Source organism: Kitasatospora sp. NPDC097643 (genome assembly GCF_040302625.1).
Lineage (GTDB): Bacteria > Actinomycetota > Actinomycetes > Streptomycetales > Streptomycetaceae > Kitasatospora.
Map to the genome: position 1 here is coordinate 20,285 of NZ_JBEOSA010000006.1, position 11,855 is coordinate 32,139.

Annotated in this window: 8 protein-coding genes; 3 read left to right on the forward strand and 5 right to left on the reverse strand. The window is 71.8% G+C overall.

Going from position 1 to position 11,855, the window contains the following annotated elements:
* Positions 1-12: 12 nt before the first annotated feature.
* The 5 genes from ABTY15_RS06115 to ABTY15_RS06135 form a co-directional block, all read right to left on the reverse strand.
* On the reverse strand, positions 13-921 hold the full coding sequence (locus ABTY15_RS06115; protein ID WP_350576796.1) for a sugar ABC transporter permease: 909 nt from the start codon (positions 919-921) through the stop codon (positions 13-15).
* 59 nt (positions 922-980) lie between these two features.
* Positions 981-1,982 carry a carbohydrate ABC transporter permease gene (locus ABTY15_RS06120; RefSeq protein WP_350576799.1) on the reverse strand — a complete coding sequence of 334 codons (1,002 nt, stop codon included), beginning with the start codon at positions 1,980-1,982 and terminating at the stop codon, positions 981-983.
* A 127-nt stretch (positions 1,983-2,109) separates the two neighbouring features.
* Positions 2,110-3,387 (reverse strand): extracellular solute-binding protein, encoded by a 1,278-nt coding sequence (locus ABTY15_RS06125; protein WP_350576801.1) that lies wholly within the window; start codon positions 3,385-3,387, stop codon positions 2,110-2,112.
* 394 nt (positions 3,388-3,781) lie between these two features.
* Positions 3,782-4,846, reverse strand: a complete 1,065-nt coding sequence (locus ABTY15_RS06130; RefSeq protein ID WP_350576804.1) for an aldose epimerase family protein — start codon at positions 4,844-4,846, stop codon at positions 3,782-3,784.
* A 304-nt stretch (positions 4,847-5,150) separates the two neighbouring features.
* The gene (locus ABTY15_RS06135; RefSeq protein WP_350576807.1) at positions 5,151-8,162 is read right to left on the reverse strand and encodes an ATP-binding protein; all 3,012 of its coding nucleotides are present in this window, start codon (positions 8,160-8,162) and stop codon (positions 5,151-5,153) included.
* A gap of 342 nt (positions 8,163-8,504) precedes the next feature.
* Here ABTY15_RS06135 and ABTY15_RS06140 point away from each other — a divergent pair, with 342 nt between their 5' ends.
* From ABTY15_RS06140 to ABTY15_RS06150, 3 genes are all read left to right on the forward strand, one after another.
* A complete protein-coding gene (locus tag ABTY15_RS06140) occupies positions 8,505-9,452 on the forward strand; it encodes a terpene synthase family protein (protein WP_350576810.1) in 948 nt (315 codons plus the stop codon).
* Between the two features lie 267 nt (positions 9,453-9,719).
* Entirely contained in the window at positions 9,720-11,243 is a 1,524-nt protein-coding gene (exaC, locus tag ABTY15_RS06145) for an acetaldehyde dehydrogenase ExaC (RefSeq protein ID WP_350576813.1), read from the forward strand.
* A gap of 282 nt (positions 11,244-11,525) precedes the next feature.
* On the forward strand, positions 11,526-11,849 hold the full coding sequence (locus tag ABTY15_RS06150; RefSeq protein ID WP_350576819.1) for a nuclear transport factor 2-like protein: 324 nt from the start codon (positions 11,526-11,528) through the stop codon (positions 11,847-11,849).
* Positions 11,850-11,855: the final 6 nt, after the last annotated feature.

Consider the following 11,855-nt stretch of genomic DNA (forward strand, 5'->3'; position numbering starts at 1 on the left):
AGCGAGGAGCGGTCAGGACTTCGAGGCGCCGGCGGTCAGGCCGGTGACCAGGTGTCGCTGCACCAGGTAGAAGAAGGCCGCGGACGGGATCGCGATCAGCACCGCGGTGGCCGCCATCAGGTTCCACTGGGCGTCGTGCTCGCTGACGAAGGTCTGCAGGCCGACGGCCAGCGTGTACTTGTCGGAGCTGAGCATGAAGGTGGAGGCGAACGGCACCTCGGCCCAGTAGGTGAGGAAGGAGTAGAACGCGGCGACCGCCAGACCCGGGCGGGCGAGCGGCAGGACGAGCCGCCAGAAGGTGCCGAACGGGGAGAGCCCGTCGACCCGGCCGGCCTCGTCGATCTCCACCGGGATGGTGTCGAAGTAGCCCTTCAGCAGCCAGGCGCAGTACGGCACGGTGGTCGTCGTGTAGACCAGGATCAGGCCGGAGTAGCTGTCCAGCAGGCCGAGTTCGGAGAGCATCGTGTACATCGGCACGATCAGCACCGCGATCGGGAACATCTGGGTGACCAGCAGCGACCACATCAGCGGCCGGTGGCCGGGGAAGCGCATCCGGGAGACGGCGTAGCCGGTGGTGGCGGCGAGCATGACGCCGAACACGGTGGTGATCCCGGAGACCAGGAAGGCGTTGCCGAACCAGGTGCCGAAGTCGGTGTCGTTCAGCACGTGCTGGTAGTTGGACAGCGTGAGCTTGTCGAGGATCCCGCCGGGGTGGAGGTAGTCGGTCTTGTCCGGGCCGAGCGAGATGTACAGGATCCAGGCGACCGGGAACAGCGCGATCAGGCTGGCCAGGATCAGGACGCCGTGCGACAGCGTCTTGGCCAGCGGGCCGCTCTCGCCGCGCGGGCGGACCTTGGCGGGCCGGGCCGGGCGGGCCGCGGCGGCGGCCGCGACGGGGCGTTCGGAGGTGGTGGTGCTCATCGGGGGTACCTGCCTTCGTGGGTCAACTGGGTCCGTGGCCTGAGCCGTTGGCCTACTCGTCAGCCGTTGGCCTGCTCGTTGCGGGCGAGCCAGCGCCGGTAGAAGGCGGTGAAGACGATCAGGATGGACAGCAGGATCACGCCGTACGCGGCGGACTGCGCGTAGTCGCGGGGCTGCTGGCCGAAGCCGAGCTTGTAGGCCCAGGTGACCAGCAGCTGGGCCTCGGGCGCACCGGTGCCGAAGAGCAGGAAGATGACGGCGAACTGGTTGAAGGTCCAGATCACGCCGAGCAGCACCACGGTGGAGGAGACGGTGCGCAGCCCGGGCAGGGTGACGTACCGGAAGCGCTGCCAGGGGGTGGCGCCGTCCATCTCGGCGGCCTCGTACAGCTCGGCCGGGATCGCCTGCAAGCCGCCGAGCAGCGAGATCATCATGAACGGCACGCCGCACCAGGTGTTGACCAGGATCGCGGCGGCCTTCTGCGCCCACGGGTCGGTGAGCCAGCCGGGCTCGGGCAGGTGCAGGAAGGAGAGCATCGAGTTGACGGCACCGCCGGTGCCGAGCATCAGGCGCCAGGAGAAGATGGTGACGAAGGTCGGGACGGCCCAGGGCAGGATGAGCAGCATCCGGTAGAAGGCACGCCCGCGCAGCTTCTTGTTGAGCAGCAGGGCGAGGCCGAGGCCGAGGGTGTAGTGCAGGAAGACGCAGATCGCGGTCCAGGCGATGGTCCAGACGAAGTGCGACCAGAAGCGGTCGTACGAGCCGGGGCCCCACAGGATGTCGGCGTAGTTGTCGAAGCCGACGAACTTGTAGCTGGCCGGGATCTCGTTGACGCCGATGGTGCGGGCGACGTTGAGGCTGTTGGCGTCGGTGAGGGTGAGCCAGACACCCTCGACGAGCGGGTAGAGCACCAGCACGCCGAGGACCAGCACCACCGGGGCGATCATCGCGTAGGCGTACCAGTGCTTGGCGTAGGAGCGCTTGACGCGTTCCAGCAGGCCCGGACGCTGCTCGCGCTCCCGGCTGCCCTTGCCGGTGGCGCCCTGCACGGCGACTGACATCGATTGACACCTTCTCGGGGATTCTCGGGGAGCCCGCCGCCGCCCGTCGGCGACCGCTGGTCCAACTGGTCCGGCCGCCCGGCCCGCCGGGGAGGGGATTCGGCGGGCCGGGCGGCTGACGGGGGGACTACTTGGCGAAGCCCGGCAGGAGCTTGGCGTAGTCGGTACCGACGGTGTTCAGGCCGTCCTGGGTGCCGGCGCCCTGGACGATCTTGCCCAGGTTCTCGCCGAACGAGGCGAACAGCGAGCTGTACTCGGCCAGTTCGGGGCGCGGCTTGGCGCTGCCGAGGACGGCCTGGAAGCCGGCGATGCCCGGGTCGGCCTTGACGTCGGCGGTGAAGGCGTCGGAGCGGGTCGGCAGGGTGGAGTTCTTCTGCGCGATGAACGCCTGGCTCTCGGCCGAGGTCATGAAGGCGGCGAACTTCTCGGCGGCGGCCTTGTGGGCCTTGTCGGAGCCGGCGTAGACCGAGATGTTGTGGCCGCCGGTGGGGGCGCCGGACTTGCCGCTGGAGCCGCCCGGGACGGGGGCGATGCCGAGGTTCTTCTTGTCGGCGAAGGCGGCGCCCTTGTAGATGTTGGTGATCTCCCAGGGGCCCTGGATGATCGCCGCGACCTTGCCGCTGTTGAAGGCGTCCATCATGTGCGCGTAGGCGTCGGTGGTGACGTCGGCCTTGGCGGTGCCGGGCGAGGTGAACATCGTCTTGTAGGTCTCGACGGCCTTGACGGCCTCCGGCGAGGTGATGGTGATCTTCTTGCCGGCGGCGTCGACGGTGTCGGTGCCCTCGCCGAACAGGAACGGCATCGCGTAGTAGCCGTCCGCGGCCTTCAGCCAGAAGCCGTCCACGCCGGCCTTGTCCTTGATGGTGGCGGCGTCGGCCTTCAGCTCGTCCCAGGTCTTGGGGGCGGCGGCGATCCCGGCCTTGGCGAAGAGGTCCTTGTTGTACAGGAAGCCGAGGGTGTCGGTGACCAGCGGGACGCCGTAGAGCTTGCCCTCGTACTTGGCCTGCTGGATCAGGCTGGGCTGGAAGGCGGAGGTGTCGGCGGCGGCCGGGGTGCCGTCCAGCGGCTCCAGGTAGCCGGCCTTGGCGAAGGCGGCGGTCCAGCCGACCTCGGAGCGGAACACGTCCGGAGCGCCCTTGGCCCCCATGGCGGTCTGGAGCTTGTTCTGCGCCTGGTCGAACGGCACGTTGACGAAGTCGACCTTGATGTTCGGGTTGGCAGCCTCGAACTTCTTGGCCAGTTCCTGGTAGTTCGGCGCCTCGTTGGTGGCGTTCGAGGTGTCCCAGTACGTGAGGGTGACCGGCCCGTCGGCCTTGCCGTCCGAGCTGGAGCCGCTGCTACCACAGGCAGCCATCGAGACCGCGAGGGCCACAACGAGGGCAGAGGCCGCGATGCCACGCCGCATGAGAACTCCTTGGGAGGGTGGGGGTGCCCGAGATGTTCGGAGACAGGCGCATAATGGCTGCCTCGTGCCGACCGCACCGTTGCTGCCGTCGGGCTCGGAAGGAAGTTAACAGCGGCGCAATCGCGACGGAAAGTCCTTGCAGCAAGTTTCTGCAAGAAATAGGGATCGTTACGCCCACGTGTCCTGGACGTTGCCGCACGGTAGTGGACAGTGGGGGACAATGTCCGGGTTCGCCCGTTTCGCCCTAGGGTCGGGCCGGTGACGGAACCACCGTGCGTGGCTGCAAGGCGCTTGCAGCGGCCTGCCGCCAGGCCCGCCGAGGGCCGGTTCAGGGCCTGTCGAGGGCTTGTCGAGGGTCGACTGAGGGCCGGCTGGGGCCCGGCCGACCTCCCGGCTAGTTGGTCCCCAGCCGCAGCACGGTGACCGAGCGGAACTCCTCCCCCGGCCGCAGCACGGTGCTCGGGAAGGCCGGGTGGTGCGGGGAGTCCGGGAAGTGCTGGGTCTCCAGCGCGATGCCGGCGAACGGCCCGTACGGCACCCCGGCGGCCCCGGTCACCGCGCCCTGGAACTTGTTCGCCGTGTAGACCTGGATGCCCGGCTCGGTGGTCAGCACCTCCAGGGTGCGGCCGCTCACCGGGTCCTCCAGCAGCGCCGCGCGGGCCGGGCTGCCGTCCGCCGGGCGGGCCCGCAGCACCCAGTTGTGGTCGTAGCCGCCCGGGCCGGTCAGCTGCGGGTGGTCGTCGTGCACCGACTTGCCGATCGGCGTGGCCACGGTGAAGTCGAACGGCGTGCCGGCCACCGGCTCGGTCCGCCCGTACGGGATCTGCCGCTCGTCGGTCGGGGTGTACTCGTCCGCGTCCAGGGTGAGCAGGTGGCCGAGGACGTCACCGCTGCCCTCACCCGCGAGGTTGAGGTACGCGTGGTTGGTCAGGTTGACGACGGTCGGCTTGTTGGTCACCGCGTGGTAGGCGATCACCAGCTCGCCGGAGGCGGCCAGGGTGTAGGAGACGGCCACGTCCAGCGCCCCCGGGAAGCCCTGGTCGCCGTCCGGGCTGTGCAGCCGCAGCCGCACCCCGGCGTCGATCTCCTCGGCCTCCCACATCCGGTGCGCGAAGCCGTCCGGGCCGCCGTGCAGAGTCATGCCGCCGCCGGTCGGGGCCAGCGCGTGCTCCTCGCCGTCGATGGCGATCCGGGAGCCGTCGATCCGGTTGGCGTACCGGCCGACCACCGTGCCGTAGTGCCGGGCCGGGCCGAGGATCTGCGCCAACGCATCGGAGGTGAGCAGCAGTTGGGCGGGGCGGCCGGTCCGGTCCGGCGCGCTCAGGGTGTGCAGGGTGGCGCCGAGGGTGAGCACGCTCGCCTCGTACGGGCCGGCGGAGAGCGTCCAGCGTCCGATCGCGGCACCCGCGCCCGAGGGGTCGAGGGGTTCCTGCCGCACGCTGGTGGCCTCGCTCGCCATGGCCTGCTCCTCACTGCGGTCGCGGCGGGCCGAGCCCGCCCGGTTCCGGGTCCGTCGTGCCGGGTCCGTCGTGCCGGGCCTGTCGCTCCCGGTCCGTCGTGGGGTCGTGGGGCCGGTCGCGGCGCCCCGTGTTCGTCAGCCTAGCGACGGCGGCCGCTCCGGGGGCGCTCCGGCGCCTCCGCGCGCCGCCCGGGTGCCTCCACCCGCCGGGCCCGCCGCCCGGGGCCCGCCGTCCAGGGCCTGACCGGGCGTCAGAACCGAGTCCCGCACCGAGGCCGGCAGCACCGGAGCCCGACCCGGGGGGCTATTCCTCCCCCTCCGCCACCTCGCCGCCCGGCCGGGTCGCCTCGCGCGAGCGCCCCGCCAGGCCGAGCGCCGAGGCCAGACCGTCCGGGCCGCTGCCCGCCTTGCGGTAGACCGCCGCCAGCCGCCGGTTCACCAGGCTGAGGTGCACCCCGAGCTCGTCGGCGATCCGCTGCGGCGGCACGCCCCGCACGGCCAGCTTGGCGACGTCCCACTCGGGCTGGCTGAGCGTCTCCCGGAAGTCCCCCAGCCGGTTCGGCCGCAGACCGTAGTTGGCCAGCTCCCGCCGCGCCTGGTCGACCAGCCCCTCGGCGGAGCAGTGCTGCGCCAGCTCGATGCCCTGGTACAGGTACTCCTGCGCGTCCTCCAGCCGCCCGACCCGGCGCAGCGCGGCGCCCAGGTCGACCAGCGCGACGGCGTGCTCGTACCCGGCCGGGGACTGCCCGAGGTGGGCCACCGACTCCTCCAGCAGCTCGACCGCCTGCTGCCCGTCCTCGATCTGGGCCTGGAGCCGCAGCGCGGTGCCGATCGCCGAGGCGGTGCCGAAGGCGCGCGCGTCGCGGACGGACTTCTGGGCGTACTCGCGGGCCCGCTCGGGCTCGTCCGCGGCGATCGCGATGGCCAGGTGCCCGGCCCAGGGCGCCCAGACGGTGTTGTGCCAGCCGCGGGCCTCCAGCTGGGCGCCGGCCTCGGTGAGCGTGGCGGCCGCCCCGGCGTAGCGCCGCTTCGCGACGAGCAGCTTGCCGTACAGCGAGGGCGCGTCGGGCAGCACCATCGCGGTGTCGTGGTACGGCGGCTGGAAGCCGAAGGTGGTGGCGAGCTCCCAGGCCTCGTCGACCCGGCCGCGGGCGAGCAGGGTGTCCACCAGCACGCCGACGGCGTCCCAGGCGAGCGGGAGCTTGGGGCCGATCCGCTCGGACAGCCGCAGCGCCCGGCGCAGGAAGTCCTCGGCCTCGGCGAGCATGCCGCGGCGGAACCGGGCCAGGCCCATCAGGAAATAGGCGAAGCCCCGGTGGGCGCCGCTCCACCCGGCCACCTCGAACTGGATGATGGCGTCCGCGAACAGCCGTTCGGCCTGGGCGATGCGGTCGTTGTAGGTGTAGGTGAGGCCGAGCATCGAGGGCAGTTCGAAGCCCCAGGTGCTGTCCGTCCAGCCGAGGCCCTTGGGCAGCCGGCCGCCGTCGAGGACGTCGTCGGCGTGGGCCAGGGCCTCGGCGGAGGGGGCGCCGCGCAGGGTGAGGTCCCAGGCGCGCATCGCCAGGACGGCCCGGTCGGCGGCCTCCCGGCCGGTGAGGCCCTGGCAGAGCTCGGCGAGCCGCGCGGAGCGGCCGGGCCCGTCCTCCTCGGCGCGGCGGAACGCGTGCCACATGAACGAGGCGGCCTGCAACCGCATCCGGTCGCCCGGGTCGGCGGTCTGCTCGGCCTCCTCCTGGCAGACCAGCGCGGCCTGGCGCAATTCGCCGCTGTGCGCGAGCACCTCGGAGAGCCGGAAGGTGGCGTCCACCCGCAGGTCCGGGCGCAGCGGCCCCTCCTCCGGGTCGAGGGCGAGCTTGAGCTGGTTGACGGTGGCGAGCGGGTCGGTGAGCAGCGCGGAGCAGCCCAGCTCGTACAGCACCTCGGCGCGGATGTCGTCGGCCGGGGGCTCGTTGAGCGCGCGGTGCAGGCAGCGCTGGGCGGCTTCGGGGGCGCCGATCAGCAGGTGTTCGGCGGCGGCCCGGCGCAGTTTGCGCACCGTCCGGTCGTCGCCCTCGCCGGAGAAGGTCTCGACCAGGTGGCGGGAGGCGGCGAGCAGGCCGAGCCCGGCGTTCTCGATCTCGGCGGCGGCGACGCCGTGCATGCCGGTGCGGGTGGCCTCCGGCATGGTGTTGTAGATCGAGCTGCCGATCAGCGGGTGGACGAACTCCAGGTTGCCGTTGGGGGTTTGGGTGAGGACGCGCTGCTTGCGCAGTTGCTTGATGGACTCGCGGGCGCCCTCGGCGCTCTGGGTGGAGATCCGGGTGGCGAGGTCGATCCGGATGTCGGTGCCGAGCATGGCGCAGGCCCAGGCGAACCGCAGGGTGGCGGCGCCGAGCCGGTCGAGCCAGCCCTTGAGGGTCATTCCGGTGGCGTCGACGGCGAGTTCGCGCAGCTGCTGGGAGTTCTCCTCGACCGGTTCGAGCTCCTGGTCGCGGACCTGGTCGAGCAGGGCGACGGCCTCGAAGGGGTTGCCGTTGACGACGTTCCAGAACTCGTAGCAGAAGGCGTCCTCGGCCTTGTCGCCGAGTTCGGCGCGGATCATGTCGGTGACGGAGGTCAGCGAGAGCCGGTTGAGCTCGTGCTTGCGGGTGGCCAGTGCGAGGACGTGCCCGCGGTGCTGCTGGGTGTCGTTGGGCCAGTCGTGCTCGTCCTCGCGGAACGCGAAGACGAGCAGGACGGGCAGTTCGCGGGAGCGGACGGCGAACTGGGTGAGCCAGGACAGGGATTCGTGGTCGCCCCAGTGCAGGTCGTCGACGATCATCACCAACGGCGCGCGGCGGGGCGCGAGTTGGGTGATGACGTAGTCCAGGCCGTCGCGCACGCCCTGCGGGTCAAGGCGGCGCGCGCCGGCGCGGGGCTGCTTGAGGCCCATGGCCGGTCCGACGACCTCCTCCCAGGTGCCCATGACCTGGCGGAACTCGTCCGGTTCCAGCCGGGTGAGGGCGGGCTGGAGCAGCTGGCGCAGGACGTGGTAGGGCTCCTTGTACTGGCGCTCGCTGCCGCGGGCGAACAGGACGGCGGCACCGTCGCGGAGCCTGGCGATCCGCCGGACCTCGTGCAGCAGGCTGGTCTTGCCGATGCCGGGGCGGCCGGAGAAGGCCAGCAGGCCGCCGATCTCGGTGCCGCCGGCGGCGAACTCGCGACAGAGCTTGTCGACCGCGGCCTCGACGGAGCGCAGCTCGGCCTCGCGGTCACGCAGCCTGACCCGGGGCGATCCCGGGTCACCGCCCTGGCCGGAGCCGGTTCCCGCCCGAAGTTCGTTGTCCTGCTCGGTCACCGTCGCGCCTCCGCCTCGCCGCTCGCGTCTCAGCTCACCCGGCTGCTCGGCCGGCTGCTCACCTGACTGCTCGTGGAGCCGAGGTTAGCGCCGCAGGGGGCGTGCCGTGCGGCATTCGCGCAGGCTGGGGCGGACGACGAGGGTTCAGACGACTTGCCAAGGGCAATTGCCCTATATCCCTAACGTCCGATCATTACATCAGATACCCTACGGCCCGCGAGGCGAAGATGATCTTGCGTCACCACCTTCACCCCTCAGGCCCCGCTGCGTCAACTCCCCCCACATCCAGTGTTCGAACCACGAACCACAAGTGCCCCCACCCTCCGCTGCACCGGGAGTCCGATGTCTGACGACACCTCACTTCAGATCCCGTTCCCGCACCGCCGCAGTCCCTACGGCCGGTACGCCACCGCGCTGCACCGCGACTGGCTGGTCCGCCACCCCCTGCTCCCCGACGCCGACCACCCCGGGTACGCCCACTGGGCGATCGTCGAGCTCGCCGCCCTCGGCTACCCCGACGCCGGACCGGACGAACTCTCCCTGGCCGCCGACCTGATGGGGTTCTACTTCCTCTTCGACGACCAGTTCGACGGCCCGCTCGGCCGCCGCCCCACCGAGGTCGCCCCGATCTGCGAACGGCTGATCGACGTGCTGCACGGCGCCCCGCCCCGCCGACAGTCCCCCGTGGAGAGCGCCTTCGCCGACCTCTGGAACCGCAGCGCCCGCGGCATGTCCGCGCGCTGGCAGGCCCGCGCCGCCTACAACTGGGAGTGGTACCTGGCCAGTCACCCCGCCGAGGCGGCCGGCCGGATCTCCACCCGGCCCCCCGACCGGGCCGGCTACCTGGTGCTCAGACGAGGCACCGCGGCCATGGAGACCGTCTTCGACATGATCGAACGCCTCGGCCAGTTCGAAGTGCCCGCCGCCGTCCTGCACCACCCGGTGCTGCGTCAACTGCGCCAGCTGGCCGCCGACATACCGTCGCTCAGCAACGACGTGCGGTCGTTCCCGCTGGAGGCCACCCGCGGCGACGTCAACAACCTGGTGATGATCGTCCAGCGAGAACGCCGCTGCTCCGCCGAGGAGGCCTGCGCGGTGGTGCTCGACGAGGCCCAGCTGATGGTCGGCCGCTGCGAGGAACTGCACGGCCAGCTGCCGGACGTCTACCAGGAGTTGGGCCTGTCCCGGGTGGAACGCACAATCGCCCAGCGGTACGCGGACGGACTGCTCACCTGGCTCGCCGGCTACCTCAGCTGGGAGTCCAGCACCGGCCGGTACCACGCCGTCTGAGCCCCCCGGCGAGAACGGCCGGCCCCCGCCCGCCCGACCGCCACAACGGCCGGAACGCGCACCCTCCGTACGGGCCGAGCGTACGGACCGTAGCCGCGCCGCGCGTTCCACGGCTATCGTGCTCGACGGCGGGCGCCCCCGGCGGGGCGCCCGGCCCGAATGCGTGTGAGAACCCTCCCGCCGGACCGCCCCGACCGGGCGGTCCGGCGCGCCACCCGGCCCACGCGGTCCGGGCGGCGCCCGACGTCGCGAGGAGACACCCCGAGCATGACGGTCTACCAGCCCCCCGGCGCACCCGGCAGCATCGTCGCCTACCGCCCCCGGTACGAGCACTGGATCGGCGGCGAGTGGACGCCGCCGGTGCGCGGCGAGTACTTCGGCAACCCGACCCCGGTCACCGGCGAGGTGTTCACCGAGGTCCCCCGGGGCACCGCCGAGGACATCGAGGCCGCCCTGGACGCCGCCCACGCCGCCGCCCCCGCCTGGGGCCGCACCCCGGCCGCCGAACGCGCCCAGGTGCTGCTGCGGATCGCCGACCGGATGGAGGCGAACCTGGAGCAGCTCGCCGTCGCGGAGAGCTGGGAGAACGGCAAGCCGGTCCGCGAGACGCTGGCCGCCGACCTCCCGCTCGCCGTCGACCACCTGCGCTACTTCGCCGGCGCGCTGCGCGCCCAGGAGGGCGGCCTCTCCCAGCTGGACGAGGACACCGTCGCGTACCACTTCCACGAACCGCTGGGCGTGGTCGGCCAGATCATCCCGTGGAACTTCCCGATCCTGATGGCGATCTGGAAGCTCGCCCCGGCGCTCGCCGCCGGCAACGCGGTGGTGCTCAAGCCCGCCGAGCAGACCCCCGCCTCGGTGCTGCTGCTGGCCGAACTGACCGCCGACCTGCTGCCGCCCGGCGTGGTCAACATCGTGACCGGCTACGGCGAGGAGGCCGGCGCCCCGCTGGCGTCCAGCCGGCGGATCCGCAAGATCGCCTTCACCGGCGAGACCAGCACCGGCCGGCTGATCTCGCGCTACGCCAGCGACAACCTGATCCCGGTCTCGCTGGAACTCGGCGGCAAGAGCCCCAACCTGTTCTTCGCCGACGTCGCCGACGCCTCGGACGCCTTCTACGACAAGGCCGTCGAGGGCTTCGCGATGTTCGCCCTCAACCAGGGCGAGGTGTGCACCTGCCCCAGCCGGGCCCTGATCCAGTCCTCGGTCTACGAGCGGCTGCTCGCCGACGGCCTGGAGCGGGTGCGCGCGATGCGCCAGGGCAACCCGCTGGACACCGAGACCCAGGTCGGCGCCCAGGCCAGCGCCGAACAGCTGAAGAAGATCCTCTCCTACTTCGAGATCGGCCAGGCCGAGGGCGCCAAGGTGCTGGCCGGCGGCGAGCGGGCGGACCTCGGTGGCGCGCTGGCCGGCGGGTACTACGTGACACCGACGGTGTTCGAGGGCGACAACAGCATGCGGGTCTTCCAGGAGGAGATCTTCGGCCCGGTCGTCTCGGTCACCCGCTTCGCCGACTTCGCCGAGGGCGTCGCCCTCGCCAACGACACCCAGTACGGGCTCGGCGCCGGTGTGTGGACCCGCGACCTCAACACCGCCCACCGGGCCGGGCGCGCCATCCAGGCCGGCCGGGTCTGGACCAACTGCTACCACGCCTACCCGGCCCACGCGGCCTTCGGCGGCTACAAGAACTCCGGCATCGGCCGGGAGAACCACAAGGCGCTGCTGGAGCACTACCAGCAGACCAAGAACCTGCTGGTCAGCTACTCCCCCGACGCGGTCGGCTTCTTCTAGGCCACCTCGCGCGCAGGCCACCTCGCGCGCAGGCCACGCTGCGCGTAGACCACGCTGCGCGCTGTTGCCCAAAGGCGGAGCGGAAGACCGGTCCCGGTCTCCCGCTCCGCCGCCACTCCCCGTGGCCCCTAGGGCGAATGCGGCACAAAGGCGGCCAAATCACCCGTTTCATGATCCAAGCACATGAATGGGTGATTTTCCCGACGCGCCGCCGACATGCCCGGCGACACCCGGCGGACGGCCTAGACAGGAGTCCCGTCCCTCTCCACCCCGGGAGTCCCCGTGACCATCGCCCCCGCCAAGCTCTCCGACCCCACCGTCCGCGCCGTCGTCACCGCGATCAACGCGGGCGACCGCGACGCCTTCCTCGCCCTGCTCACCCCGGGCGCGACGATGTCCGACGACGGCTCCGACCGCGACCTGGAGCAGTGGATCGACCGGGAGATCTTCTCCTCCCACGGCCACATGGAGGTCCAGAGCGAAGCCTCCGGCGGCCGCGCGCTGGTCGCCAACTTCCGCAACGAGACCTGGGGCGAGATGCGCACCGCCTGGCGCTTCACCGTCGACGGCGGGAAGGTCAGCCGCTTCGAGACCGGCCAGGCCTGAGACCGC